Origin of the sequence: Spirillospora sp. NPDC000708, from assembly GCF_040299565.1 — a bacterium.
Taxonomy (GTDB): Bacteria; Actinomycetota; Actinomycetes; order Streptosporangiales; family Streptosporangiaceae; genus Spirillospora.
Genome location: NZ_JBEPCJ010000040.1, coordinates 46,531 through 73,417 on the forward strand (window position 1 = coordinate 46,531; position 26,887 = coordinate 73,417).

General features: G+C 73.3%; 25 protein-coding genes and 1 pseudogene. 17 read left to right on the forward strand and 9 right to left on the reverse strand.

What is annotated here, in order from left to right; genetic code table 11:
- The 4 genes from ABT299_RS26650 (at position 1) to ABT299_RS26665 (ending at position 3,950) form a co-directional block, all read left to right on the forward strand.
- Entirely contained in the window at positions 1–1,293 is a 1,293-nt protein-coding gene (locus ABT299_RS26650) for an alpha-amylase family protein (protein WP_500191111.1), read from the forward strand.
- Positions 1,294–1,384: 91 nt separating this feature from the next.
- Positions 1,385–2,089, forward strand: a complete 705-nt coding sequence (locus tag ABT299_RS26655) for an ATP-binding cassette domain-containing protein (RefSeq protein ID WP_500252380.1) — start codon at positions 1,385–1,387, stop codon at positions 2,087–2,089.
- A 122-nt stretch (positions 2,090–2,211) separates the two neighbouring features.
- Positions 2,212–3,348, forward strand: a complete 1,137-nt coding sequence (locus ABT299_RS26660; RefSeq protein WP_500252381.1) for a sensor histidine kinase — start codon at positions 2,212–2,214, stop codon at positions 3,346–3,348.
- A complete protein-coding gene (locus ABT299_RS26665) occupies positions 3,345–3,950 on the forward strand; it encodes a response regulator (RefSeq protein WP_500252382.1) in 606 nt (201 codons plus the stop codon). Before ABT299_RS26660 ends, ABT299_RS26665 begins: the two co-directional genes overlap by 4 nt.
- 292 nt (positions 3,951–4,242) lie before the next feature.
- On the opposite strand, the gene ABT299_RS26670 is transcribed toward ABT299_RS26665, so the two are convergent.
- The 5 genes from ABT299_RS26670 to ABT299_RS26690 all read right to left on the reverse strand — a co-directional run bounded on the left by ABT299_RS26670 (position 4,243) and on the right by ABT299_RS26690 (position 8,404).
- Positions 4,243–4,932 carry a class I SAM-dependent methyltransferase gene (locus ABT299_RS26670; protein WP_190857963.1) on the reverse strand — a complete coding sequence of 230 codons (690 nt, stop codon included), beginning with the start codon at positions 4,930–4,932 and terminating at the stop codon, positions 4,243–4,245.
- A 38-nt stretch (positions 4,933–4,970) separates the two neighbouring features.
- The gene (locus tag ABT299_RS26675; protein ID WP_190857961.1) at positions 4,971–5,732 is read right to left on the reverse strand and encodes an SDR family NAD(P)-dependent oxidoreductase; all 762 of its coding nucleotides are present in this window, start codon (positions 5,730–5,732) and stop codon (positions 4,971–4,973) included.
- 195 nt (positions 5,733–5,927) lie between these two features.
- The gene (locus ABT299_RS26680; RefSeq protein ID WP_500252383.1) at positions 5,928–6,509 is read right to left on the reverse strand and encodes a TetR/AcrR family transcriptional regulator; all 582 of its coding nucleotides are present in this window, start codon (positions 6,507–6,509) and stop codon (positions 5,928–5,930) included.
- A 39-nt stretch (positions 6,510–6,548) separates the two neighbouring features.
- Complete coding sequence (locus tag ABT299_RS26685) at positions 6,549–7,121, reverse strand: hypothetical protein (RefSeq protein WP_387029736.1); 573 nt, start codon at positions 7,119–7,121, stop codon at positions 6,549–6,551.
- Positions 7,122–7,216: 95 nt separating this feature from the next.
- On the reverse strand, positions 7,217–8,404 hold the full coding sequence (locus ABT299_RS26690; protein WP_500252384.1) for a hypothetical protein: 1,188 nt from the start codon (positions 8,402–8,404) through the stop codon (positions 7,217–7,219).
- 173 nt (positions 8,405–8,577) lie between these two features.
- Here ABT299_RS26690 and ABT299_RS26695 point away from each other — a divergent pair, with 173 nt between their 5' ends.
- From ABT299_RS26695 to ABT299_RS26750, 12 genes and pseudogenes are all read left to right on the forward strand, one after another.
- Positions 8,578–9,849 carry a sensor histidine kinase gene (locus ABT299_RS26695; protein ID WP_500252385.1) on the forward strand — a complete coding sequence of 424 codons (1,272 nt, stop codon included), beginning with the start codon at positions 8,578–8,580 and terminating at the stop codon, positions 9,847–9,849.
- Positions 9,837–10,484, forward strand: a complete 648-nt coding sequence (locus ABT299_RS26700; protein WP_190857950.1) for a response regulator — start codon at positions 9,837–9,839, stop codon at positions 10,482–10,484. Before ABT299_RS26695 ends, ABT299_RS26700 begins: the two co-directional genes overlap by 13 nt.
- Positions 10,481–11,353, forward strand: a complete 873-nt coding sequence (locus tag ABT299_RS26705) for a DUF4097 family beta strand repeat-containing protein (protein WP_500252386.1) — start codon at positions 10,481–10,483, stop codon at positions 11,351–11,353. The genes ABT299_RS26700 and ABT299_RS26705 overlap by 4 nt, the downstream gene beginning before the upstream one ends.
- A 665-nt stretch (positions 11,354–12,018) precedes the next feature.
- Positions 12,019–13,083, forward strand: a complete 1,065-nt coding sequence (locus ABT299_RS26710) for a methionine ABC transporter ATP-binding protein (RefSeq protein WP_500252387.1) — start codon at positions 12,019–12,021, stop codon at positions 13,081–13,083.
- Positions 13,080–13,736: a methionine ABC transporter permease gene (locus ABT299_RS26715; RefSeq protein WP_387029747.1), complete on the forward strand. Its 657-nt coding sequence runs from the start codon at positions 13,080–13,082 to the stop codon at positions 13,734–13,736. Before ABT299_RS26710 ends, ABT299_RS26715 begins: the two co-directional genes overlap by 4 nt.
- Before the next feature lie 32 nt (positions 13,737–13,768).
- Positions 13,769–14,584, forward strand: a complete 816-nt coding sequence (locus ABT299_RS26720) for a MetQ/NlpA family ABC transporter substrate-binding protein (protein ID WP_387029750.1) — start codon at positions 13,769–13,771, stop codon at positions 14,582–14,584.
- A gap of 113 nt (positions 14,585–14,697) precedes the next feature.
- Complete coding sequence (locus tag ABT299_RS26725) at positions 14,698–15,672, forward strand: STM4015 family protein (RefSeq protein WP_500252388.1); 975 nt, start codon at positions 14,698–14,700, stop codon at positions 15,670–15,672.
- Between the two features lie 22 nt (positions 15,673–15,694).
- Positions 15,695–16,780 (forward strand): STM4014 family protein, encoded by a 1,086-nt coding sequence (locus tag ABT299_RS26730; protein ID WP_500252389.1) that lies wholly within the window; start codon positions 15,695–15,697, stop codon positions 16,778–16,780.
- The gene (locus ABT299_RS26735; protein ID WP_387029755.1) at positions 16,768–17,568 is read left to right on the forward strand and encodes an STM4013/SEN3800 family hydrolase; all 801 of its coding nucleotides are present in this window, start codon (positions 16,768–16,770) and stop codon (positions 17,566–17,568) included. The genes ABT299_RS26730 and ABT299_RS26735 overlap by 13 nt, the downstream gene beginning before the upstream one ends.
- Positions 17,532–18,855: pseudogene (locus tag ABT299_RS26740) on the forward strand (STM4012 family radical SAM protein). The gene ABT299_RS26735 and the pseudogene ABT299_RS26740 overlap by 37 nt, the downstream one beginning before the upstream one ends.
- Complete coding sequence (locus tag ABT299_RS26745; RefSeq protein ID WP_500252390.1) at positions 18,855–19,709, forward strand: STM4011 family radical SAM protein; 855 nt, start codon at positions 18,855–18,857, stop codon at positions 19,707–19,709. Before ABT299_RS26740 ends, ABT299_RS26745 begins: the two are co-directional and overlap by 1 nt.
- A gap of 270 nt (positions 19,710–19,979) precedes the next feature.
- Positions 19,980–20,366: an ATP-binding protein gene (locus ABT299_RS26750; protein WP_347256753.1), complete on the forward strand. Its 387-nt coding sequence runs from the start codon at positions 19,980–19,982 to the stop codon at positions 20,364–20,366.
- 135 nt (positions 20,367–20,501) lie between these two features.
- Here ABT299_RS26750 and ABT299_RS26755 read toward each other — a convergent pair whose 3' ends face one another.
- From ABT299_RS26755 to ABT299_RS26765, 3 genes are read right to left on the reverse strand one after another with little or no spacing between them, the layout of a single operon-like run.
- Entirely contained in the window at positions 20,502–21,653 is a 1,152-nt protein-coding gene (locus tag ABT299_RS26755) for a DUF6745 domain-containing protein (RefSeq protein ID WP_500252391.1), read from the reverse strand.
- A 12-nt stretch (positions 21,654–21,665) separates the two neighbouring features.
- Positions 21,666–21,992 carry a DUF8820 family protein gene (locus ABT299_RS26760; protein ID WP_190857927.1) on the reverse strand — a complete coding sequence of 109 codons (327 nt, stop codon included), beginning with the start codon at positions 21,990–21,992 and terminating at the stop codon, positions 21,666–21,668.
- Positions 21,993–22,047: 55 nt separating this feature from the next.
- Entirely contained in the window at positions 22,048–23,418 is a 1,371-nt protein-coding gene (locus ABT299_RS26765) for a threonine/serine exporter family protein (protein ID WP_190857925.1), read from the reverse strand.
- 149 nt (positions 23,419–23,567) lie between these two features.
- On the opposite strand from ABT299_RS26765, the gene ABT299_RS26770 reads away from it, so the two are divergent.
- Complete coding sequence (locus ABT299_RS26770; protein WP_500252392.1) at positions 23,568–25,661, forward strand: RecQ family ATP-dependent DNA helicase; 2,094 nt, start codon at positions 23,568–23,570, stop codon at positions 25,659–25,661.
- Between the two features lie 47 nt (positions 25,662–25,708).
- On the opposite strand, the gene ABT299_RS26775 is transcribed toward ABT299_RS26770, so the two are convergent.
- Positions 25,709–26,614, reverse strand: a complete 906-nt coding sequence (locus tag ABT299_RS26775) for an NADP-dependent oxidoreductase (protein WP_387029763.1) — start codon at positions 26,612–26,614, stop codon at positions 25,709–25,711.
- Positions 26,615–26,887: the final 273 nt, after the last annotated feature.

Consider the following 26,887-nt stretch of genomic DNA (forward strand, 5'->3'; position numbering starts at 1 on the left):
ATGCGCTGGCCTGATCACGCCATCTGGTGGCACGTCTACCCGCTCGGCTTCACCGGCGCCGAACGCGCCGCCCTCCCGTCCGGTTCCCCGCCCGAGCACCGGCTGGAGCGGATCGCGGGATGGCTCGACCATCTGGTGGCGCTCGGCTGCAACGGCCTCGCCCTCGGGCCGGTGTTCGCGTCCGAGACCCACGGCTACGACACCGTCGACCACTTCCGCGTCGACCCGCGCCTCGGCGACGAGGACGACCTGCGGCGGCTCGTCGAAGCGGCGTCGGAGCGGGGCGTCCGGGTCCTCCTCGACGGGGTCTTCAACCATGTCGGCCGGGGCTTCCCGCGCTTCGCCGACGTCGAGGCGCGGGGCGGCGCGTCGCCGTACGCGGGATGGTTCGTCCCTGAAGGCGACGGCGGCTTCCGCACGTTCGAGGGCCACCACAAGCTCGTGGCCCTCAACCATGACGAACCGGCGGTCGCCGATTACGCCGTCGAGGTCATGAGCCACTGGCTGGAGCGCGGCATCGACGGATGGCGGCTGGACGCCGCGTACGCCGTCCCGGCGGAGTTCTGGCGGACGGTGACCGACCGCGTCCGCGCGCGCTTCCCCGACGCATGGCTCGTGGGGGAGGTCATCCACGGCGACTATGCGGGCTTCGTGGAACGCAGCGGGCTGGACTCCGTCACCCAGTACGAACTATGGAAGGCCATCTGGAGCTCGCTGAACGACCGCAACTTCTTCGAGCTGGCCCATGCCCTCACCCGCCACGACGGGATGCTCGGCACGTTCGTCCCGCAGACCTTCGTCGGCAACCACGACGTGACGCGCATCGCCAGCCGCCTCGACGACGAACGCCACCTCGCGCACGCGCTCGTCGTCCTCCTCACCACCGCCGGCGTTCCCTCCATCTACGCCGGTGACGAGTTCGCCTTCCACGGCGTCAAGGAGGAACGCGAAGGCGGCGACGACGCCATACGTCCCGCCTTCCCTGTGCGCCCCGACGAGGCGCCCGGTTACGGCGCTCCCCACCATCGCCTCCACCAGGACCTCATCGGCGTGAGGCGCCGCCACCCATGGCTTGTCCGCGCGCACACGAAGGTCGCCACCTTGACCAATACGGCGCTCTCCTACACAGTGGGGCAGGGCGATGAGCGACTGGGCGTCGTCCTCAACCTCGCCGACGAGCCCGCCAAGGCCGACCTCCCCGCCGCCGGATGGACCCGCATCGCCGGAGACGCCGACTTCCACGGCGAAGGCGCCCTGATACCCCCGCGAGGCTGGGCCATCGCCCGCCCATGACAGATGTCATGTCCGGCCCCTGCGAACTTCATGGCCCGCACCTGACGTCCGTGACTGCACGCGGAGATCGTCCGTCGGCAGCATGGGACCCATGAAGGCACCCGTGATCGAGGTACGCGACCTGCAGCTGAACGAGGCCGTGCGAGACGTCTCGTTCACCGTGGCGAAGGGCGAGGTGTACGCGCTGCTCGGCCGGTACGGATCGGGCAAGACCACCCTGCTGGAGATGCTCGCCGGCCTGCGGCGCCCGACCGGCGGCACGGTCCGCGTCCGCGGCGCCGACCCCTACACCGACCGCGACGCCGCCCGGTCCGGCACCGTCTGGCGCGACGGCGGCCTGTTCCCCGGGCTGACCGTCGCCGAGATCATCGACACCTGGCGGCGCTGGACCCTCGACCCGGTCACCCGCGACGAGGCGCTGCGCCTCGCCCGCCTCACCGGCCACGCCGACGTCCCCTTCGAACGGCTCGACCCGGGCCGCCGGCGCCTGCTCGACCTCGCGCTCGCCCTCATCGGCCGCTCCGACGTGCTCTTCCTCGACGAACCCACCGCCGGGCTCGACGAGGCCGCCGCCCGCGAGGTCTGGTCCGTCCTGCTCCTGCTGGCCGCGCACGGCAGCACCGTCGTGATCACGACCCGCGACACCGGCGAGGCGTGCCGCGCCGACCGGGTCGGCGTGCTCGACGACGGCCGCCTCGTCACCGGACGCGCCTCCGCCCGCCTCGGCACCCCCGCCCCGTCCGGCACCCCCGCCCCGTCCGGCAGCGCCGCCCGGCACGCCCCGCACGCCGCCTGACCGGCGCCGGAAGCGTGGACGACGGCGGCCGGACCCCGCTCCTGCGCGCGCTCGGCGGGATCGTCCCCGCGCACCGGCCTCGGCGGCGCCCCGATCCCCTGACACCCGCATACTCTGGGCGCGTGCAGCCGAGGATCCCGCGCCCCACCGTCATCGCCGCGATCATCGTGGGGATGACGGCGGTCACCCTCGCCGGGTTCCTCCTGCCCGCGCTCTGGTACGAGGTCTTCGACCGCCACAACCCCGCACGCGTCGCGTTCTCCGCCGCCGGAGTCGCCATCGCGTTCGCGCTCTACGCCCGGATGCTGTGGCTCAACATGATGCGCCGCACCGCCCCGGGGCACCGCTTCGGGCTGGCCGCGATCGCCGCGATCTGCTGGACGCTGCCGCTGCTCGGCGTCGGCCACGGCTGGGGCAACGCCCTCCTCGTCCCCGCCGGGCTGATCGCCGTCGTCCTGCCGCTCCGGCAGGCGATCCCGGTGGCGGCCGCCGCGGCCGTCCTCACCCCCGTCTACGGCGTCGTCCTCGGCCTGCCCGCCTTGAGCGTCCTCTACGAGATGGTCGGCGTGCCGCTCGCCGCCTTCTCCGGATACGTACAGGTATGGCTGTTCCACGTCGTCCAGGAACTGCGGGAGGCGCGCGCCGAGGTGGCCCGGTCCGCGGTGGGGGAGGAGCGCCTCCGCTTCGCCCGCGACCTGCACGACGTCCTCGGCCACAGCCTCCAGGCCGTCGCGCTCCGCGCGGAGGTCGCCGAACGCTACCTCGACCGCGACCCCGGCCGCGTCCGCAAGGAGCTCACCGAGATCCAGACGATGGCGCGCGACTCCGTCCGCGACGTCCGCGAGGTCGTCCGCGGCTACCGCGCCACGTCCCTGCGCACCGAGCTGGACGGGATGTCCGCCGTCCTGCGCGCCGCCGGCATCCGCTGCGACCGGCCCGAGGTGTCCCCCGAACTCCCCGCCCACGTGCACGAACCGCTCGGCTGGGTCGCCAGGGAGGCCGCCACCAACGTGCTCCGGCACTCCAGCGCCACCTGGTGCGAGATCACCGTGCGCGCCGACGGCGACCGCGTCCGCGTGGAGATCGTCAACGACGGCGCGCCGCGCCGCGCCGCGGGCGACTCCGGCAGCGGCCTGACCGGCCTCGCCGAGCGGATCGCCGCCGCCGGCGGCCGCTTCAGCGCCGGGCCGTCCGGCGACGGGACCTTCCGGGTGACCGCCGCGGTCCCGGCGGCCCCCGCACCGAGGGGAGAGGCATGATCCGCGTCCTGCTGGCCGACGACCACCTGCTGATCAGGGAGGCCCTCGTCCTGCTGCTGGAGACCGAGGACGGTATCGAGGTCGCCGCCGACGTCGGCCGCGGCGACGAGGCCGTCGACCGCGCCCTCGCCCTCCGGCCCGACGTCGCCGTCCTCGACATCGACATGCCGGGCCTCGACGGACTCGCCGCCGCCGAACGCCTCTCCCGCGACCTGCCCGGCTGCCGCCTGGTGATCGTCACCGCGCACGGCCGGCCCGGCAACCTGCGCCGCGCGATGGCCGCCGGCGTGCGCGGCTTCCTCGGCAAGGACGCCCCCGGCGCCCGGCTCGCCGAGGTCATCCGCCAGGTCGCCGCCGGCGCCCGCTACATCGACCCGCAGCTCGCCGCCGACGCCCTCGCCGCCGAGGAGTGCCCCCTCACCCCCCGCGAACTCGACACCCTGCGCGCCGCCGCCGACGGCGCCCCCATCTCCCGCATCGCCCGCGGGCTCGGCCTGTCCGAGGGCACCGTCCGCAACTACCTGTCCGCCGCCGTCACCAAGCTCGGCGTCCACAACCGCCACGCCGCCGTCACCACCGCCCGGGATCTCGGCTGGCTCTGACCCTCCGCCCAGCCACCGACGGCGACCGACGTTGATGATCGGCATTGCGGACGACTCGTTAGGGCTGGCCTTGAGGGGCGGCCTAAAAAGGCGGCCTTATGGGAGCGCCTTCAGGGCTGGCCTCAGGGGCGGCATGGAAACCTGCCTCGGGACCAGCGTCGGAGTCGGCGTCGAGGCTGGGCTGCTGGGCTGGGGGCGTGGGTTGGGCCGTGGGGTTGGGCTGCGGGGCGGGGCTGCGGGTTGGTTGTTCGCGAGCCGATCAGGCGTTGAGGGCCGCCGTGGTCTCTGGGGGTCAGCGGCGGGCGAGGAGGAGGGAGCCCCGCTTGGTCACCGGGAGCGGGGTGGGGAGGCGTGACGCCGCCTCGGCGGCCTGGGGACGGGGGACCCGCCTCGCGATCAGGTAGTCGCGGATCGCGGCCCGGTCGGGCAGCGTGATCAGCGGGGCGTCCCAGCGCTCCACCTCCACCTCGTCGAACACCTCGCAGACCCGCGCCGGCGCGTCCTCGGCGTCGAAGGTGGACGGCTCGGGACGCCAGACCGGCGCCAGCTCCGGGCTGTCGGTCCGGCAGATCGCCGAGACCAGCAAGGTCCCGCCGGGCGCCAGCACCCGGCGCGCCTCCCGCAGGGCGATGCGCGGTTCGTCCAGGTGGTACAGCATGTTCACCGCCACGGCCGCGTCGAAGGCGCCGTCGCGGAACGGCAGGCGCAGCGCGTCGGCCCGCAGGCGCGGCGCGGGGTGGGCGCGCAGGAGCGCCGCGGACGCGTCGAGGCCCACGAACCGGAAGCGCGGCGAGTCGGGGAGGGCGCGGCGCAGCGCGCCCTCCCCGCAGCCGATGTCCAGCACGCGGGAGGCCCCGGCCGCCAGCAGCTTGGCGGCGATGTGGTCGTGCAGGCTCCGCGCTCCGATCAGGTATTGGCGGGTGACCCGCGCGGCGAGGCGGAAACGCTCCGGGTCTGCGTCGTAGTCGGGCGTCAGAGCCATAGGGTGAGTCTGCCCACCGGGGCCTTGGGGATGCCTCGTCAGGCGGTGGTGCCGCCGTCGACGACCATGTCGTGGCCCACCAGGTAGGCCGACTCGTCGGAGGCCAGCCAGAGGACGGCGTCGGCCACCTCCGAGGGGTCGCTCGGCCGTCCCGCCGGGATGGCCGACTTCAGCCGCGCGTCGCGCTCCGCCCTGGTCTCGCCGGGACGCAGCGACATAGGGGTGTCGCTCGCGCCGGGGCTGACCGCGTTGACGCGCACCCCGTCGGCGATGTGGTCGATGGCCGCGGAGCGGGTCAGGATGCTGACGCCCGCCTTCGACGCGGCGTACGCGGCCATCCCCGGCCTGCGCCCGTGCACGCCGATGTTGGACGCGATGTTCACGATCGTGCCGCCGCCGTGCGCGCGCATGTGGGCGATCTCGTGCTTCATCGACAGGAACACGCCCGTCAGGTTAACGTCGAGGACCGTGCGCCAGGCGTCCTCGTCGAGGTCGGCGACGGGACCGACGGGCCCGAGCGTTCCGGCGTTGTTGACCGCGACGTGCAGGCCGCCGTGGCGGCCCGTGACCGCGGCGACCATGGCGGCGGCGTCACCGGGGACGGTCAGGTCGGCGACCACGTGATCGGCGCGCCCGCCGCCGGCCTGGATCTCCTCGACGGCCTGGACGAGGGCCTTCTCGTCGCGTCCGGACAGGACCACGGTGGCCCCCTCCTCGGCGAAGGCGCGGGCGGTGACCCGGCCGATCGCGCCGGCGCCGCCGGTGACCAGGACGACCCGCTCGGCGAAGCGTTCTCTCATGGCATCTCTCAATTTCAGAATGATCGGTCTTGAATAAGGGCAAGCGGTCAGAGGCATGGGCGTCGACCCGTACGGGCGGCGCGGTCGCGCGCGTCGGCCGCGTCAGTGACGCCAGGCATGCGGGGCGCCCGGCGACAGTGCGGCGAGCGGGCGGGGCGGCGCCGGTATGGAGGCCGCGGGGGCGCCCGCGAGGGGTCAGGCGAGGAGGGCCTGGGCCTGGCGGGCGGCGTCCCGGATCCGGGCCTCCTCCGCCGGGGCCCGGCCCAGGACGCGCATGCCCTGGAAGATCACCAGCAGGAGCCGGGCGAGGCCGCGCGGGTCGGCGCCGCCGGGCAACTCCCCCTGCGCGCGGGCGCGGGTCAGCGCCGACGTCAGGGTCGCCTCGAGGAAGTTCCAGCTGGACTCCACCAGGCGCGCCGCCTCGGCGTCCCGGGCGGCCAGCTCGACCGCCGTGTTCACCACCAGGCAGCCGAGGCGCGGGCGATCCCGGCCCGCCTCATCGGCGTAGCGGTCGATCAGCGCGCGCACGGCCGGCAGGACCGGGCCGGGCTGCGACAGCGCCTCGGCGATCTTCGGATCGGTCGTCTCGAGATAGCGCTCGAGCGCCCGCAGGAACAGCTCGTGCTTGCCGCCGAACGTCGCGTAGACGCTCGCGCGGGCGATGCCGAGATGCTCTACGAGGTCGGCCATGGAGGTCGCCTCGTACCCCCGCTCCCAGAACAACTCCAGCGCGCGCAGCAGCGCCGCGTCCGGATCGAACTCCTTGGTCCGCGCCATGGGTCGACCGTACGGCTATTGAGAACGATCGGTCAAATATCAGGCGTCCGAGCGCGCCGGGACGGCGGGACTGTCGAGGTCCAGCGTGTCCAGCACCGAGCCGTCCGCCGCGAGCGCCTCGACCACGGGGCCGCGCCGGGCGCCCCACACCACGACGATGTGCCCGTGCGGCGGGACGTGAAGGAACCGCTTGCCCACCCGGACCCGCGTCACCTCGGCCGAGGCCCGCAGCCGCGCCTCGTTCACCCACTTCGCGCCCCACGGCAGCAGCCGGTTGGCGTTCCGGACCGTCCGCCCCGTGCCGTACTTGTACAGGTAGCGGCCCATCTCACCGGACGAGCGGCGCACCAGGGGCTCGTAGGGCGCCGAGCCGCCGCCCCCGCCGAGGCCCATCCACTCGCCGTCCCGCCGGTGGAACGTTCTGCCCTCGATGAACGGGTCGACGCCGCCCCCGCCCCACTGGTGGAGGAACGTGACAACGGCGACGTCGCCGTCCATGTCGAGGCCGAGCGGAAGGAAGTCCCGTTCCTCGTCGAAGGTGTCGGGGGCGGGATCGGGCATGCCGTCCCGAAGGAGCCGCAGGCACTCCTCATGCACCTCGTGGTCGTTCATGTTCGGGGACCTCTGATCGTGCAGGCAGGGGTAGGGGCCCTCCCGCGAGAGGGCCCCGACGTTCGACTCACTCTAGAGGTCCGGCTCGTCTGGTTTCACCCGTCTGGCGTACTCCCGTCGATGCTTTGCCATCTGTCCTTCATCGCCCCGTCGTTCGCATCTTCAGCGCCTGTTCCGCCCCCGTATCCGCCGAGGTCCGAGCCCTTCGACCCGTCCGCCATGGCCCCTCCAGCACCCTCCGCGTACTCTCGAACACCGCCCCTTCCCTGACGCCCCGAAGGCGCCCCGTGCTCACCCGCCGCCCCTTCCCCACGGACACCGCCGCTCAGGCCCTCCCACCGAAAGGCCGCCGGATGCTCGCCGCCCGGTCGTGCGGGCGGAAGGGAAGTCAGGCGGGCGTTGCCGGTCGCGGTGTGCTGGCCAGGCGCCGAGCGGTTGTCGTCGGTCCCGTTCGGCAGGACGGGCTTCGGGCGGTCTTGGTCGGAGGCTGCGGGCTGGGCAGGCGCCGAGTGGTTGTCGTCGATTCCGCTCATCGGGACAGGCTTCGGGTGTTCTCGGTTGGCTCCTGCGGGCTGGATGGGCGCCGAGCGGTTGTCGTCGCTCCCGTTCGGCGGGACGGGCTTCGGGCGGTCTTGGTCGGCTGCTGCGGGCTGGGCAGGCGCTGAGCGGTTGTCGTCGGTCCTGTTCGTCGGGATGGGTGCCGGGTCGTCTTGGTCGGATGGCGCGGGCTGGACGGGCATCAGGTGGTGGTCGTCGGATTCGGTGGGCAGGGCGGGTGCCGGGGTGGGGGACAGGGAGCGGACGGCGAGGACTGCGCAGGCGCAGGCGAGCGGCAGCTCCAGCCCGGCGGCCATCGCCACGGCCAGGGCGCGCTCCGCGCCGGGGGCGGAGGTCAGGACGTCGAACCACGCGTCCATGGCCAGGAGGGCGCCGGTGGCGGCGGCGGGCAGGCCGTGCCGCGGGTCGCGCCGCGCCAGCAGCACGCCGGTGCCGAGGAGCCCGGCGCCGATCAGCACGTCCAGCCCGACCCAGGCCATCGACCAGTTCGACACCTGGGTGGTGGACGGCAGCGTGCGGGCCAGGACGAACATCCAGGGCACCATCATGACGCCGCCGGCGGCGAAGCCCAGGCCGATCCAGCGCTCCCGCTGTCCGAGCGCCCCGCGACGGGACAGCGCGGCACGGGTCAGTGCGGTACGGGAGAGGGGCCGCCGAGGGCGGGGACGGGAGAGGGGCCGGGGGCGGCGGCCGGGGGCGGGGAAGGGGACGGTGTTCGCGACCATGACTGGACTCCCTGGTGATCTCGCACCGCTGACCGGGTGCACGATCAAGCCTGGTCGCGAACCGGCTCACGATCAGTAGCGCGCATATCCGACCGGGGGTGGTACCAGGTTCACCTTCGTCCCGGATGTTCGCTTCATGGCAGCGCCCCAACTGGGGCAATACGGTTGCGTCCATGGCATCCATCTCTCCGGCCCGGCGTGCCCTCGCGCACGCTCCGTGGTCGCCGGCGGCGTGGCGCGACACCACGTTCGTCGCCTCGGGGGTGCCGCTGCAGTTCGCCGGCTGGGCCGTCCTCTGCTCGGTCTGGCCGTTCTGGGCGCCGGTGGATCTGACACCGGTTCTCCTGGTGCTGGCCGGGTCGTGCGCGCTGACGCTGCTGGCGCTGCGGCCGCTGACGCGCTGGCAGCGGGAACGCTGCTGGGCGATGCTGGGGCTGCACATCCCGCCCATGCCGGGCTTCGACGAGGGTCGCGCGTGGGAGGTGCTGCGCGGGCTCCGCAGGCCGGAGGTGTGGCGGGTGCTGCGGTACCACCTGCTCGTCGGGCCGATCCTGGCGTTCGGGGGGCTGGCGACGATCGCCGCGTGGACCGGCGGGGCGATCCTCGCGTCCGCCGGCGCGTACACCTGGGCGCTGCCCGGCACGAGCCCGCTGAGCTCGGTGGACAAGGCGCACGCCGTCCGCGTCGGGATCCTGTCGGTCGTCGGCGTGCTGCTGCTGGTCGCGGCGCCGTGGGTCGCCGCCGGGGTCAGGCGCCTGGACGCGCGCGCGGCGGTCGCGCTGCTCGGGCCCGACCGGGCCGCCGAGCTGGAGCGGCGGGTCGAGGACCTGGCAGAGAAGCGCGCCAGCGTCGTGGACGCCGCCGACCTCGAACGCCGCCGCATCGAGCGCGACCTGCACGATGGCGCGCAGCAGCGGCTCGTCTCGCTCGCGCTGAACCTCGGGCTGGCCCGCGAGACCCTCACCGGCGTGCCCGACGACGCCATGCGGGTGATCGTCGAGGCGCACGAGGAGGCCAAGGAGGCGCTGACCGAGCTGCGCAACCTGATCCGCGGTCTGCATCCGGCGGTGCTGGAGGACCGGGGCCTGGACGCAGCGCTGTCCGGCGTCGCGGCCCGGGTGCCGCTGGAGGTCCGGCTGCGCGTCCAGGTGGAGCCGCGCGCCTCGTCGACCGTCGAGGCGGTCGCGTACTTCGTCGTCTCGGAGGCGCTCACCAACGTCGTCAAGCACGCCGAGGCGACCGCGGTGGACGTCGCGGTGATCCGGGAGGGCGAGCAGCTGCGCGTGACCGTCGCCGACGACGGCGTGGGCGGCGCGGACCCGGCGAGGGGGACGGGCCTGACCGGGCTCGGGCGCCGGGTCAGGTCGGTGGACGGTACCTTCCGGATCACCAGCCCCGCCGGGGGGCCGACGACCGTCACCGTGGAGTTGCCGTGCGCATTGTGATCGCCGAGGACTCGGTCCTGCTGCGGGCCGGGCTGATCAAGCTGCTGGAGACCTCGGGGTTCGAGGTGGCGGCGGCGGTCGGCGAGGCGGAGGGCCTGCTGGCGGCCGTGCGCGAGCACCGCCCGGACGCGGCGATCGTCGACGTGCGGATGCCGCCGGGCTTCACCGACGAGGGCGTGCGCGCCGCGCTGGTGATGCGGCGGGAGTCGCCGGAGGTCGCCGTCCTGCTGCTGTCGCAGTACGTCGAGGAGCGGTACGCGGCGGACCTGCTGTCGACGAACACCAGCGGCGTCGGGTACCTGCTGAAGGACCGGGTCGCGGACGTGTCGGTGTTCCTGGACGCGCTGCGCCGGGTGGCCGCCGGCGGCACCGCGCTGGACCCGGAGGTCGTCTCGCAGCTGCTCCTGCGCCGTCATCGCGACCCCCTCGACCGGCTGACCCCGCGCGAGAAGGAGGTCCTGGCGCTGATGGCGGAGGGGCGTTCGAACGCGGGGATCGCCGCCGCCCTCGTGGTGAGCGAGAGCGCCGTCGCCAAGCACATCAACAACATCTTCGCCAAGCTCGACCTCCCGCACGCCGAGGGCGACCACCGCCGCGTGCTCGCCGTGCTGCGCTTCCTGGACGGGGAGACATGACCGCCACCGGGACAGGCGCCGCCGCGCCCGAGGCCGGCCCGCCCCACGAGGGCCCGGGCACCGGCTCGCCGGCCGCCGCAGGGGACCGGCCGCGGCGCCGCGGCGTGTGGATCTTCCTCGCGGCCGCCACCGCCGCCGTCGTGGTCGTCCCCGTCTGCCTGGCGATGGGCGGACGGGCGATGCGGCGGACCGCGGAGTACGTCACGCCGTACCATCACGCGATCAAGGAGCTCCGCGTCGAGGCCGGCAGCGCCGAGGTGTCGATCGGGACGGGCGCGGACGGCCGGGCGCGCGTCTTCAAGCGGCTGAAGTGGGTGCTGCGGAAGCCGGTCGTGGCGGAGTCGCTCCATGGCGACGTGCTGTCCATCGCCGTGCGGTGCCCCGGCGCGGCCAGCCTCTACGGTGGCTGGGAATGCGGCGCCGACATCGACGTCCAGGTTCCGGCCGGCGTGCGCGTCTCGGCGGCGTCGGGCTCGGGGGAGATCACCGTGCGCGGCGTGAACGGCGACCTGGACCTGCGCACCGGGTCGGGGGAGATCAGTGTGGTCGGCTCGCACGGCGCGCTGCGGGCGCGGGTCGGCTCGGGGACGATCCGCGGCACCCGGCTGGCCTCGGCCGACACGGAGGCGGTGGTGGGCGCCGGGGAGCTCGACCTGCGCTACGCCGAGCCGCCGCGGACCGTGGACGTCTCGGCCGACGCGGGCTCGGTGAAGATCATCGTGCCTGCGGGCTCGCATTACCGGGTCCAGGGCTGGACCGGCTCGGGTGATACGCATCTCAACCGGGCGCTCGCCGACGACCGGTCGGACCGGTCGATCTCGGTCCGGAGCGGCTCGGGCTCGGCGTACCTCGACTACTACGACAACTGACCCGGTCCCCGCGACCGTGCAGGGTGAGCGCCGCTCCCGGCGCCCGGCGGGCGTCGGCCGGGTGCCCGGCGGCGGCCCGCCGCGTCCGGCTCTCCGGCGGTCCGGGAACGGGCCGCGGGCGGCTGACCGGCGCGTTCGCGGCCGCGGCGCGATTTGCGTCATTTGTCGTTGGTTGGTTGACTGCTGACATGAGCCTCGTACGCCCCCGCCGTGAGCGCGGCCCGCTGACGCAGCGGGCCATGCGGCGTACGTGCTGCCGGCGAATGTGTGACCGCTGAGGGCCCCCGCCTGAGCCTCGCGCCCCGAAGCGAGCGAACTCCGAGACCCGAGCCGCACATGAACTTCCAACGCCACCTGCTGAGCCACGCCCCGTATCCCCCCGGTCGGACCTGACCGGCCGCGCGCCCGATCGAGCGCGAGGCCGCCTCCGCCGGACCCGGCCGCCACGGCCGGACCCGCTGAGGACATCGTCGGGCGGCCGTCCCGGACGCGGAAGTGGAACCGTGTTCTGTGGATAACCGCCGGCGCCGGCCGCCCGGGCCCGCCGGGCCCGGCTCCCGCACGACCGGACGCCGCGGCACCTGATCGGACACGCACCGGAGCTGCCCCGTCCACCCCCGCACCGCCCCGACCAGGGCGGCGCCCGTCCGCACGGATGATTCTCTGTGATCCAGATCGAAAAACTCAGGAAGGTCCACCGCGCCCGCGGGCGCGAGGTGACCGCCGTCGACGGCGTCGACCTGACCGTCCGCGAAGGCGAGGTCTTCGGCGTGCTGGGCCCGAGCGGCGCCGGCAAGAGCACCCTGCTGCGCTGCGTCAACCTGCTGGACCGCCCGGACGAGGGCCGCGTCGTGATCGGCGGGCGCGACCTGCTCGCGCTGCGGGGCGCCGAGCTGCGCCGCGCCCGGCAGGGCATCGGCATGATCCACCAGCACTTCGGCCTGCTCGGCAGCCGCACGGTGGCCGGCAACGTCGCGTTCCCGCTGGAGGTCATGGGCGTCCCGCGGCGCGAGCGCGCCGAGCGGGTCGCCGAGCTGCTCGACCTGGTCGGCCTCACCGGGCACGCGAAGGCGTACCCGGCGCAGATCTCCGGCGGGCAGAAGCAGCGCGTCGGCATCGCGCGGGCGCTCGCCGGGCGCCCGAAGGTGCTGCTGTCCGACGAGGCGACCTCCGCGCTCGACCCGGAGACCACCGCGTCGATCCTGGAGCTGCTGCGCGATCTGAACCGCCGCCTCGGCCTCACCGTCCTGCTGATCACGCACGAGATGGACGTCGTCAAGCGCATCTGCGACTCGGCCGCGGTCATGCGCGACGGCCGGTTCACCGAGTCCGGGCCGGTGACCGAGCTGCTGGCGCGTCCCGGGTCCGAGCTGGCGCGCGGGCTGTTCCCGCTGCCGCCCGCCGAACCCCGCGACGGCACGACGCTCGTCGAGGTCACCTTCGTGGGCGGGGCGACCGACCAGCCGTTCGTGTCGGCGCTGGCCCGCAAGTACGCGCTGGACGTCAACATCCTCGGCGGCGCCGTCGAGACGGTCGGCGGCGAGCGGGTCGGGCGGCTCCAGCTCGAGCTGCCGGGCGACCCGTCGGCGAACGCCGCGCAGCTCGCGTTCCTGCGCGAGTCCGGCCTCGCGGTCGAGGTGCGGACCCGCACCACCGCCGCCCCGGCGCCGTCCACCGGCGCGCCCGCCGCTCCGACCGCCACCGCGCCCGCCGAGGAGGACGCCCGATGAGCTGGGACGAGGTCATGCCGCTGCTGTGGCCGGCCACCCGGGAGACCCTCTACATGACCGGGGTCGCGACGCTGTTCACCGCCGTGCTCGGGCTGTTGTTCGGCGTGCTGCTGGTGGTCACCGAGCGCGGCGGGCTGCTGCCCGCCCCGCCGGTCAACAGGGTCCTCGGCGTGGTCGTGAACATCGGCCGGTCGCTGCCGTTCCTGATCCTGATGGTGGCGATCATCCCGTTCACCCGGATCGTCGTCGGCACCAGCATCGGCAACGCCGCCGCGATCGTCCCGCTGACCGTCGGCGCCATCCCGTTCTACGCCCGGCTCGTCGAGATCGCGCTGCGCGAGGTCGACCCGGGCGTGATCGCCGCGGCGGACGCCATGGGCGCGACCCGCCGCGAGATCGTCGGCAAGGTGCTGCTGCGCGAGGCCCGGCCCGGCCTGGTGTCCGGGCTGACCGTCACCGTGATCGCGCTGATCGGCTACACCGCCATGGCCGGCACGGTCGGCGGCGGCGGGCTCGGCAACCTCGCCGTCACCTACGGCTACGAGCGCTTCGAGACGAAGGTCATGGTCGCGACCGTGCTGCTGCTCGTCGTGCTCGTCCTGATCATCCAGGCCGTGGGGGACCTCGTCGCCCGCCGCCTCTCCCACAAGTGACACCGCTCTCACCGCACAGAAAGGCACTCCTCGTGCTTCGCAAGCTCACCATCGCGCTCGCCTCCGTCGGCCTGGTCGCGGGCCTGGCGGCCTGCGGCTCCTCGGGCGCGTCCGACGATCCGGACGCCCCGCTGAAGGTCGCGGTCAACCCCGTCCCGCACGGCGACATCCTGAAGTACGTCAAGGACAACCTGGCGGCCAAGGCCGGGCTCAAGCTGGACATCGTGACCTTCGACGACTACCAGCAGCCCAACACCGCGCTGAAGGAGAAGCAGGTCACCGCCAACTACTTCCAGCACGTGCCCTTCATGGAGGAGTACGAGAAGAAGGCCGGGACCAAGCTGACGTTCGTCGCGCCCGTGCACCTGGAGCCGCTCGGCGTGTACTCCAGCAAGGTGAAGAGCCTGCAGGCGATCCCGCAGAACGCGACCGTGGCGGTGCCGAACGACCCGGCGAACGAGGGTCGCTCGCTGAAGCTGCTCGCCGACAACGGCCTGCTGACGCTGAAGCCGGGCGCGCCCACGAGCGCCACGGAGAAGGACATCGCGAGCAACCCCAAGCACCTGAAGTTCAAGCCGCTGAAGGCCGCGCAGCTGCCGCGCTCGCTCGACGACGTGGACGCCGCGGTCATCAACGGCAACTACGCGCTGGAGGCGAACCTGTCGCCGGTCAAGGACGCGCTCGCCGCGGAGAAGCCGGAGGGCAACCCCTACGCCAACGGCATCGTCACGCTGCCGGAGAACGCGAACGACCCGCGCGTGAAGAAGCTCGTCCAGCTTCTGCGCGGCCCCGAGGTGCGCAAGTACGTGCAGGACAAGTACAAGGGCTCGGTGCTGATGGCCTCCTGAGCGGCTCCTGGACGGCTCCGGAGCGCCCGGGGTGCGGCGGCGCGCCGAAATCGCCGCGGTTTGTCCGTCGGTCCTGATAGGACATGGTGCCGACGAACTTCCGAAAGGGACCCATGGGCGTTTATCAGCATCTAGAGGAGTACGCCGGCCTTCCGGTGGCCACCTTCGACTGCGAGACGGGGGTGGAGGACGAGGACGACGAGGACGGCGCGACCGGCGGGGAGGAGACCGACGAGGGTCTCCCGCCCGCCGGCGAGGCCGCCTGGTACGTCGGGACGATGTTCGACGAGGAGCCGTTCTCCGACACGTTCGCGCGGTTCCTGGAGACGGTCGACACCACTGAGGTGACGGCCCTCATCGTCGGCTACTGGGGCGCGTCCTACGACGAGAGCAAGTCCGACCCGGTGGCGCTGCTCACCGAGAACGCCGCGGCCTTCCCGAAGCTGAGGTCGCTCTTCTTCGGCGACATCACCGGGGAGGAGTCGGAGATCTCCTGGATCGAGCACGGCGACATCTCGCCGCTGCTCGCCGCGTTCCCGGAGCTGGAGCGCTTCGAGATCCGCGGCGCGCAGGGCCTCACCCTGTCCCCGATCAAGAGCACGCGTCTGCGCGTGCTGCGGTTCGAGTCGGGCGGCCTTCCGGCGCGGGTCGTCCAGGCCGTGGCGGCGAGCGAGCTGCCGAACCTGGAGCACCTCGACCTGTGGCTGGGGGAGGACAACTACGGCGGTGACGCGACCGTCGCGGACCTGGCCCCGCTGCTGTCCGGCGAGCGGCTGCCGGCGCTGCGCCACCTCGGCCTGGAGGACAGCCAGATCCAGGACGAGATCGCGGCGGCGGTCGCGGGCGCGCCCATCGTGGCGCGGCTGGAGTCCCTCAGCCTGGCGATGGGCATCCTCACCGACCAGGGCGCGGAGGCGCTGCTGTCGGGGCAGCCCCTCACCCACCTGCGCAAGCTGGACCTGCACCACCACTTCCTGTCCGACGCCATGGTCGAGCGGGTCGAGGTCGCGTTCCCCGGAGTCGAGGTCGACCTGAGCGAGCAGGAGAAGCCGGACGGCGACTGGCGCTACATCGCGGTGTCGGAGTGAGCGTTCGCCCAGCGGTGGGCCGATGAGGTTCGTCGTGGTCGGGACGCCGGGCGACCGGCGTCCCGCGCTCTTCGCGCAGGCGTGCCGCTCCTGCGGCCTGCCCGAGCCTCGCCTCATCGCCTGGACGGACGTGCTGCGCGGCGCCGACGTCGTCCTCGCTCCGGGCGACGTGCTGCGCATCGACTCCCCAGGGGAGGACCCGGCGGCGGACGCGCTCCTGCGCGGTCCGGGCGACCCGTCCCGTGTGGGCGGGGGCGCGCGCTGGTACTCGACGTTCGTTGCCGCGCTTGACCGCATCCAGGACGCCGCCGCGCGCGCGGGCGCACGGCTTCTCGGCGACGTCGAGGAGATCGCGGTCATGTTCGACAAGCGGCGGTCGCACGCGCGCATGGCGGCGGACGGCGTACCGGTTCCCCAGGCGCTCCCACCGGTGCGCTCCTACGAGGAACTGCGCGCGCACATGGACGAACTCGGGGAGCGGAGGGTCTTCGTCAAGGCGGCGCACGGTTCGTCGGCTTCCGGCGTGGTCGCCTTGCAGACGGCGCCGGGCGGCCGCGTCAGGGCCGTCACCTCGACCGCCATGAACGGGATGGGCCTGTTCAACTCGTTGCGGGTGCGCGCGTACGAGACGGAGAGGGATGTCGCGGCGCTCGTCGACGCGCTGGCGCCCGACGGCCTGCATGTCGAGCGGTGGCTGCCCAAGGCGTCGCTCGGCGGGCGCGTGTTCGATCTGAGGGTGGTCGTCATAGGCGGCACGCCTACGCACGTCGTCGCGCGGACCAGCCGCAGCCCCATGACCAACCTTCATCTCGGCGGTACGCGGGGCGATGTGGCGGCGGTCCAGCGTGCGCTCAGGCCGGACGGATGGCGCCGGGCGCTCGACGTGTGCGCGCGGGCGGCCGCCTGTTTTCCGCGAAGCCCGATGGTGGCAGTGGACCTGCTCGTGCTCCAGGGCATGAGGCGCTTCGCCGTGTGCGAGGTCAACGCGTTCGGCGATCTGCTCCCCGGGCTCACGGGCCTGGCCGGAGGCCCGGCCGAGGGGCTGGACACCTACACTGCCCAGGTCAGAGCCGCTTTGCCGGAGATCGCCCCCGTATGTACGACATGAACGAGGTCATCGGCAGCCACGACGTGCTGCTGGTGACGCTCGACACGCTGCGCTACGACGTGGCCGCCGAACTGGCGGCCGCCGGAGAGACGCCCACCCTGGCCTCGTTGCTTCCCGGCGGCCGCTGGGAGCGCCGCCATACGCCGGGCAGCTTCACCTATGCCGCCCACACCGCGATGCTGGCCGGGTTCCTGCCCACACCCGCGTCCCCCGGCCCCCACCCGCGGCTGTTCGCGGGGGCCTTCCCGGGCAGCGAGACGACCGGCGTCGGAACATGGACGTTCGACGCCGCCGACCTGCCCACCGGGCTCGCGTCCGCCGGCTACCACACGGTGTGCGTCGGCGGCGTCGGCTTCTTCAACAAGCGCACACCGCTCGGCTCCGCTCTGCCGTCGCTTTTCGCCGAGAGCCATTGGGAACCCGGATTCGGAGTGACGGACCCGGCCGCGCTGCCCAACCAGCTCGACCGGATAGCCGACGTCATGGCGCGGCTGCCCGCGGACCGTCGCCTGTTCCTGCTCCTGAACGTCGCGTCCCTGCACCAGCCCAACTGGTTCTACCTGGACGGCGGTACGCGCGCGCACGGGGACACTCGCGCCAGTCACGCCGCCGCCCTCCGCCATGTCGACGCTCATATAGGGCGCTTGTTCGACCTGATGCGCCGTCCGTGCTTCGTCATCGTCTGCTCCGACCATGGAACGGCGTACGGAGAGGACGGCCACACCGGTCACCGCATCGGCCACGAAGTCGTGTGGACCGTTCCGTACGGGGAGTTCGTTCTATCGTGACCACCACCGGGCCGTACCAGGCGTACGTCTACGCCTATCCGCACAAGACCGCCTACCGCCCGCTGACGCCGCAACCCGCATTGCGAGAGGTGTGGGCGAAGGAACCGCTGGACGCGCTCTTCCTCTACATGCATGTGCCGTTCTGCGAGATGCGGTGCGGCTTCTGCAACCTCTTTACGCGGACGGGCGCCCCCGAAGAGCTGACCGGCGCCTACCTGGACGCGCTCGACCGGCAGGCGACCGCCGTACTGGAAGCGCTGGGCGACGGTGCCTCGTTCGCCACCGCGGCCTTTGGCGGCGGAACGCCCACCTACTTCACCGCGGCGGAACTGGAACGGCTCTGCGGCATCGCCGGCAGGTTCCCCGGATTCGGCGAGATCCCGCTCGGCGTGGAGACGTCCCCGGCGACCGCGACCACCGACCGGCTCGCCGTCCTCGCCGAACGCGGCACCAGCCGGGTGTCCATCGGGGTGCAGAGCTTCATCGACGAGGAGGCCCGCGCCGCCGTCCGCCCGCAGAAGCGCGGAGGTGGAGGCGGCTCTCGACCGGATCCGCGCCGTGGGCTTCCCGACGCTCAACATCGACCTCATCTACGGCATCGACGGACAGACGCCCGCCACGTGGCTCCACTCCTTGAACGCCGCACTGGAATGGCGTCCGGAGGAGCTCTACCTCTACCCGCTCTATGTGCGCCCCCTCACCGGACTGGGGCGCCGCACGCAGGACTGGGACGACGAGCGCCTCGCCCTTTACCGGCTCGGCCGCGACCATCTCCTGAGCGAAGGCTATGAGCAGGTCTCGATGCGCATGTTCCGGCTCCCGAACGGCGCGACCGGCGGCACCGAATACTGCTGCCAGACCGACGGGATGGTCGGCCTGGGCTCGGGAGCGCGCTCGTACACGAGCAGCCTGCATTACTCGTTCGAGTACGCGGTCGAGCAGCGGCACGTCCGTTCCATCATCGACGGCTACGTGCGCGAGGACGACTTCACCACCGCGCGCGTCGGATTCGAACTGGACGAGGGGGAGCGGCGCCGCCGCCATCTCCTCCAATCGCTCCTTCAGGCCGACGGGCTCGACCGGGACTCCTACAAGGCCCGCTTCGGCACCGACCCGTGCGCCGACTTCGCCACGGAACTGGCGCCGTTCGACGACCTCGGCTGGCTGGAGACCACGGAGGCGGTCCTGAGGCTCACGCCCGAAGGGCTCGCCCATTCCGACGCGATCGGACCAGCGCTCTTCTCGTGGCCCGTCAGGGAACTGATGGCCTCCTACCAGGCGCGCTGATGCAGCACCTCACGATCCTCTACCGGGGCCCGCTCGCCAGCTGCGATTACGACTGCCCCTACTGCCCGTTCGCCAAACGGCGCGACACACCGGAACAACTCCGCGCGGACCGTGCGGCCCTCGAACGCTTCACCGCTTGGGTGGCCGCGCAGGAGCACCCCGTGTCGGTCCTCTTCACGCCCTGGGGAGAGGGGCTCGTCAGGTCCTGGTACCGGCGGGCGTTGACGGAGCTGAGCCACCTTCCGCACGTCGAGCGGGTCGCGATCCAGACGAACCTCAGCCACCGCGTGTCGTGGACGTCCGACGCAGACTTGTCCAAGCTCGCCCTGTGGGCGACGTACCACCCCGGTCAGGTCACCTACGACCGCTTCCTGGGGAAGTGCCGCGAGCTGACCGAACGCGGCGTCCGCCACAGCGTCGGGATCGTCGGCGAGCCGAGTCACCTGGACGCGGCGCGCCGCCTCCGCGGAGAACTACCGGCCGACACCTACCTGTGGGTCAACGCCGCGGAAGGGCGCGCCTACAGCGACAAGGAAGCCGCCGCCTGGACGGCGATCGATCCGCTGTTCCCGGTCAGCCGGCACCCCCACGCCAGCCGCGGTCTCGCCTGCCGCACGGGCGAGACCGTCGTGTCGGTCGACGGTGAGGGGACGGTCCGCCGCTGCCACTTCGTCCCGGCCGTCCTGGGCAACCTCTACGACGGCTCGTTCCGCGACGCCCTCGCACCCCGCCCTTGCCCGATGGACACGTGCGACTGTCACATCGGTTATGTCCACCTCAAGCCGCTCGGCCTCTACGACACCTTCGCCGGCGGCGTCCTCGAACGCATCCCCGCCCTGCTCGGCGAGATGTAGCCGCGAGGTGACCCACCTCTGCGACCTGCCAGGGCGCCGTCCGATCGCGGACGGGACGGGCGTTCGCGGACGCCTTGCAATTCTCCGTCCGTGCCGCCACTCTGTGGATGGTCCCGCATGGTCACCAAACGGAGCTGAATGACTGCGAACAGTGAACGACTCAAGCGGTGGTCGAGCCGCGCGGACGGTCATGACATAGGGAGCGGTTCCCGTGCACGACCGCCCTGGAGGGCGCATGCTGGCGATAGCAGGCGACCGTTAGGCGATGCCGTGGACTATTTCGAACGCCCCCACTTCCTCCTCGCGTTGAAGCCGGCGGACACGTCGGTGCGCGCGGCGCGCGACGTCGTCCGCGCCGCGCTGGAGGGCTGGGACCGCCCGGACACCACGGGCGACGTCGAACTGATCACCAGCGAACTCGTCACCAACGCGATCCGTCACGCCAGCACCGTCACCCTCGTGCTCTACCTGCCGGACGACAAGACGGCCATGGTGGAGGTATGGGACGACAACCCCGAGGGACCTGTCGAGCCCCCGCACGACCTGCAGGCCGAAAGCGGCCGCGGGCTCTTCCTCGTCGGCGCTCTGTCCCGCTCCTGGGGCTGGCGGCCGACCGGTGAGGGCAAGGTGACCTGGGCGCAGGCCGCGACGACGTGACCGCTTGACGGGAACGGGAGGACGGGAACGGGAGGACGGGAGCGGGCGGGCGCCCCTTGGTGACTGGGGAAGTGCTACCAAGGGGCTCCCGCCACGAGGACGGACGGCGCGGACCCGCTGGAGGCCGTCCAGGGGTCAGGTCTGCTTCTGCGGGCGGTAGTCGGCCTCGTCGACGCCGAACGTCCATGCCACCCCCGCGCGCGCAGTGCGCGTGGACGGCGGGACCCGCAGGTAGTAGGTGCGGTGCGTGCCGTCCGGTTCGGGCGTGGAGTTGACCACCTCGACCATGACGACGGGCTCGTCCCCGGGCAGGTCGATGGACCACAGCACGCCGGTCTCGTCCTGGTGCAGGGGCCGCGCGCCCGTCTCCGCCAGGTACCGGTCGTAGCCGAAGATCTCCAGCATCACCCGGCGCAGCTCGGCGTTCTCCTCGGCGGAGATGCGGTCGGCCGTGAGGCCGGTGAGGGAGGCCACGAAATCCGGCGGGATCGGCATGCCGCGCCAGGCGTGCAGCGAGAACCCGTCGGGGTAGGCGAGGGCCGGTCCGTCTCCGCGGTGCAGCCGCCCCGGTTCGTCGCGGTGCAGTTCGCAAGGGCGCTCCGACAGGATGACCAGCCGCTCGTAGGGCCACCACCAGCCGGACGAGCGGGCCGCCTCCGCCAAGCCCGCCAAAGGCCCGTCCAGCCGGCCCACCGATTCGAACAGCGCCAGCCACGGCGCGTCGTGCTGGCCCAAGACGGCGTCGAGCGTCGCGGCGCGCAGGATGCTCTCGGCCGCGTTCTCCTCCGGCGTCGACATCAGGCCGCCCGCCCTGGCCGACCGGCCCTGTGCCTGCTCGCCGACGGCGCTGCGCACCCGTGTGACCAGCGACTGGACCTGGTTCCAGAGCAGGCCGCCGGTCTCGGCCCACGTCCGCGGCCACTGCTCCGGCCCCTGTTCGGAGCAGGCCGCCGTTCGTTCGGCCTCCCACGGGCGGGTCCGCACGTCCGCCAGGACGCTCGCCCCCGCCGCGCCTTCGCCGAGGTCGGCGCGGGCCCGGTCGAGCAGGTCGTCCAGCCCGGCCTTGCGCAGCGCCGCCTCATGCCCGCCCAGCACGGCGGCCGCGACGGCCCCGCGCGCGGGGGAGGGCACCCACACGAACCGCTCGGGAGCGGCCAGGCCCGCGGCCACGTAGGCGGCGGCCACCCCGGCCTCCGCCCGCGCCCGGTCGGCGGGATCGGTGCGGAAGGCGTCCGCCTGCCAGTCGCCGACCACGAAGTGCGGCTCGCGCAGCATCTCGGTGACCATCTACGCCGCCCCTCAGTCCGCCACGACCCGGACGGCGCCCGGCACGTATTCGCGCTGCCGGATCACCTTGTACCAGCCCTTGGGCAGGGTTATCGCCGCGTGCTCCTCGTGCACGAGCCGGCCGCCGGACGGCAGGTGCAGGTGGTCGGGCGCGAGCGGATCGGGGACCCGCAGCAGCGAACCCGGCGCCGTGAGCGCGTGCGCGTGACCGGTGGCCTCGCCCAGCGCCAGCACCATGCGCCCCCGGCCGTCCCTCGGGGACGGCGGCAGTTCCCGCACGGACTGCGGGACCTCCGCCTCCGGCACGGGCAGGATCAGGATGTCTCCCTGTCGGTACATGCCGCGAAGGTAACGCCCGCCACCGACAGTTTCGGGGGCCGTGGAGAGCGGGCTGTCAGAAGCCCCGCGTCCGGCGGGCCGCAGGACGCGCCCAGCGTCCCCCCGCGGTGAGCCCGACGCGCTGGAACGCGCGCACGAACTCTCCACCGAGGTTGACGCCGGCGCCGAGCGCGAGGGCCACGGACAGGGCGCCGATGAGGCTCAGTACCCCGGACTGCGGGGAGCCGGTGTTCAGTTCGACCATGCCGCGGTAGAGCGCCGTTCCCGGCAGCAGGGGACCGATCGCCGGCACCACGAACGGCATCACGGGCGCGCCGTGGCGCCGGGCCAGCCAGTTCGCCAGCACGCCGACGACGATCGCCGCCACCGCCGAGGCCAGCACGGGCGGAACGTTCCATCCTCTGAGCAGCACGTAGATCGTCCAGATCAGCGCGCCGCCGAGGGCGGACGCCAGGAGCACGTCGCGCGGCGCCGCCAGCGACACCGCGAACGTCACCGAGACGGCGGCGGCCGCCATCAGCTGGACCGGCTTCAGCGTCACCGGGGCCGTTGGCAGGTGGCTCACGTCGATCGGCACGTTCAGGTTCACCGCGATGTACACCACCGCGCCGAGGCCCGCGACGATGGCCGCGATCATGAAGAAGACCTCCAGCCCGCGCGCGGCGGCGCTGACGAGGTCGCCGGTGATGCCGTCCTGGATGCTGGCCACCAGGGGCCGCCCGGGCAGCAGGGCGAGGATCGCGCCCGTGACGATGGTCGAGGCGTGCTGCGGGTTGCCCGCCGCGACGACGATGGCCGCGGCCGCGGCGCCGATGGCGGCGGCCACCGTCAGCTGGAAGAACTCCGCGATGCCGCGGCGGGCGAGGGCGGCGGCCGTCCGGTCGCCCAGCAGGGTGGCGACGAACGCCGTCCCCGCGACCAGGGGGCCGCCGCCCGACAGCACACTGGCCGAGGCGGCGATGAGACCCAGCGCCGCCACGATGAGCCAAGGCGGGTACGGGCCGCGCCCCCGCTTCATTTCTGCGAGCTGCTTGTGGGCCTCATCGAGCTCCAGCATCCCGATGGACGCCTCCTGGACGAGGGCGTGCAATTTGGTGAGGCGCCAGTAGGCGGGCGTACGGCGCCGGATGGCGCGCGATCCCGTCACCGGCGGCGCGCCCCTGCCGGGGTGGGCCGACACCAGGATGCTGGTGAGCGTCACCTGGACCTCGCAGCGGGGGAGCTCGTAGGCGACCGCGAGGCCCAGCATCGCCTCGTTCACGCGTTCAGTGGTCTCGCCGCTGGCCAGAAGGAGTTCGCCGACGCGGAGGACGAGGTCCACCGCGCGCGGGTCGACGACCTCGCTCGGCTCGTCCTCGGGGGGCTCCGGCGGCGATCCGTCCCACAGGACATGCCACGTCCGCCGCAAGCGTTCCGCCGCTCCCATCCCCCGCTGGTGTCCCTTCCGCCATGAAACCGATCTTCCACGCAGGCTACCCATGGCGCCACCGACCGTCACCGCCGGGTCGGCGCAGGGTTATCCACAGAACCGGGTTCTGGTGCGAGTGCTCGCCCGCCGCTGGTACCAAAGGGGGCATGAGCACTCCCGACGGACTCCGCGACGACGCCGAGCGGTGCCTGCGCGCCCTCGCCGGCGAGCACGCCAGGCTCCGCGACGACCAGTGGACGGCCATCCGCACCCTCGTCGTCGACCGGCGCCGCGCCCTCGTGGTGCAGCGCACCGGTTGGGGCAAGTCCGCCGTCTACTTCGTGGCGACGCGGCTGCTGCGCGAGCGCGGCGCCGGCCCCACCGTGATCGTCTCACCGCTGCTGGCGCTGATGCGCAACCAGATCGAGGCCGCCGACCGGGCCGGCATCCACGCCCGCACGATCAACTCCGCCAACACCGAGGACTGGCAGCGGATCTTCGCCGAGGTCGAGGCCGGCGAGGTCGACGTCCTGCTGGTCAGCCCCGAACGGCTCAACAACCCCGACTTCCGCGACCTGGTCCTGCCGCGGCTCGCCGCCGGCGCCGGGCTCGTCGTGGTCGACGAGGCGCACTGCATCTCCGACTGGGGGCACGACTTCCGTCCCGACTACCGCCGGCTGCGCACCCTGCTCGCCGAGCTCGCGCCGGGCATCCCCGTCCTCGCCACCACCGCCACCGCGAACGCCCGCGTCACCCAGGACGTCGCCGAGCAACTCGCCGGCGACGACGCCCTCGTCCTGCGGGGGCCTCTGGAGCGCGACTCGCTCCGCCTCGCGGTCGTCTCCGTGCCCACCGCCGAGCAGCGCATCGCCTGGCTCGGCGAGCACCTGGCGTCGCTGCCGGGTTCGGGGATCATCTACACCCTCACCATCGCCGCCGCCCACGAGATCACCGGCTACCTCCGCGACCGCGGCCACGAGGTCGCCGTCTACACCGGCCAGACGGAGCCGGCCGAGCGGCTCCAGGCCGAACAGGACCTCCAGGGCAACCGGCTGAAGGCCCTCGTCGCCACCAGCGCCCTCGGGATGGGGTTCGACAAGCCGGACCTCGGCTTCATCGTCCACGTCGGCGCGCCGCAGTCCCCGGTCGCCTACTACCAGCAGATCGGGCGCGCCGGGCGCGGCGTCGACCGCGCCGAGGTGATCCTGCTGCCCGGCCGCGAGGACCGCGAGATCTGGGCCTACTTCGCCAGCCTCGCGTTCCCGCCGGAACCCGTCGTCCGCACCACCCTCGACGTCCTGGACGCCGCCGACCGCCCCCTGTCGACCGGCGCCCTGGAACCGCAGGTCGACCTGAGCCGCAACCGCCTGGAGATGATGCTGAAGGTCCTCGACGTCGACGGCGCGGTCCGCCGCGTCAAGGGCGGCTGGACGTCCACCGGACTCCCGTGGGCCTACGACCGCGAGCGCTACGAGCGCGTCACGGCGGAACGCCGCCGCGAGCAGCAGGCGATGCTCGACTACATCGCGACGGGGGCCTGCCGCGAGGAGTTCCTCCGCCGCCAGCTGGACGATCCCGCCGCGGCGCCCTGCGGGCGCTGCGACAACTGCACCGGCGAGCACTGGCCCGCCGACGTCACCGACGAGGGGACCACCCGCGCCCGCGACCGCCTGCACCGGCCCGGCGTCGACGTCGCCCCTCGCCGAATGTGGCCTACCGGCGTCAAGGACGACCTCGGCGTCTCCGGCCGCATCCGACCGGAGCTGCAGGCGGAGACGGGGCGCGCCCTCGGCCGCCTCACCGACATCGGCTGGGGCAACCGGCTCCGCGAGCTGTTCGCCGGCGGCGACACCGATGTCCCCGCCGACATGGTCGACGCCGTCGTCAAGGTCCTCGCCGCGTGGGACTGGGCCGCCCGCCCCACCGGTGTCGTCACGATCGGCTCGCGCTCCCGGCCCCGCCTCGTCGGCACCTTCGGTCGGCGCATCGCGGAGATCGGCCGCCTGCCCTTCCTCGGCGAACTGGTCCCCGTGGGCGAGCCCGTCCCGCGCCGGCACAACAGCGCCCAGCGCCTCCGCTCGGTCTGGGACTCGCTGGCGCTGCCCGAGTCCGTCGCCGTCGCCGTGAAGGAGGCGGCCGGACCCCTGCTCCTGATCGACGACCGGATCGAGACCGGATGGACCATGACCGTCGCCACCCGCCTGCTGAGAGAGGCGGGCGCCCAGGCGATCCTCCCGCTCACCCTGGCCACCCCCAACTGACCCGCCCGCCGCGGCGGCGGGCGGTGCCCACCGCGGAACCGGCGGTCTCAAGGGATCAGAACGATCTTCCCTGCTCCGCCCTTCTCCACCTGCTCGTGCGCCTGCGCGGCCTGGTCGAGCGCCATGCCGCGGGTCGCGGGCGGGGTGATCCGCCCCTGCGCCGCCGCCTCCAGCAGCGTGCGCAGCACCTCCGCCGTCTGGTCCTCCGGGCCGCCGGACAGGAACGGCACGCCCAGGTCGAAGGCGGCGGGGTCGGCGATCGTCACCACGCGGTCCACGCCGCCGCGCAGGGCGATCGCGTCAGGAAGCGCCCCGTGCCCCGCCGCGTCCAGCACCGCGTCCACCCCCTGCGGCGCCAACTCGCGGACGCGGTCGGCCAGGCCGGGGCCGTACGTGGTGGCGGTCGCCCCCAGCGCCCGCACCCGGTCCAGGTTCGCCGCGCCCGCCGTGCCGACGACGGTGAGGCCGTCGGCCACGGCGATCTGCGTCGCGAGGGCGCCCACGGCGCCGGACGCACCGTTGATCAACAGGGTCTCCCCTCGGCGGGTCTTGAGCGCACGCAGCGAGCGCACCGCCGCCTCGCCCGCCACGGGCAGCGCCGCCGCCTGCTCCCAGGTCAAGGCGTCCGGCTTCGCCGCGTAGACGGACAGCAGCGCGTACTCGGCATAGCCGCCGCCGACGGGCCACCCCGCGACGGCGTCGCCCACCGCCGCGTCCGCGACCCCGTCTCCCACGGCGTCCACGACACCGGAGACCTCGAAGCCCAGGCGACGGGGCGCCGCGAGCGGCTTGCCGCCCGCCATGGACCCCGAACGCAGCTTGACGTCGATCGGGTTCACCCCGGCGGCGCGGACGGCCACCCGCACCTGCCCGGGCCCGGGCTCGGGCCGCTCGGTCTCCACCACTTCCAGGACGGACGGGTCACCGTACTCGGCGAATATGACAGCACGCATGGCGGCTCTCTCCTTCGGTCGTATGCGGGCGCCCGGTCCGAGCGCTCACCGCCGGCGTAGGTGGCAAAGCCGAACAACGCGCGCTCTGTTCCCCCCGCACCCCGAACGTCCCACCTAACCCCGCCAACGAAACGCAAGCCCACCCTCAACGCCCACCTTCGCTACCGACGCTCCATCCCCACCCCGGACGCCCACCCGCGACGCGCCACAACCAGCGTCGTCACCACCCACCACAGACACCCGCCGCGGAGGCTCGGCACGGACGCTCACCGC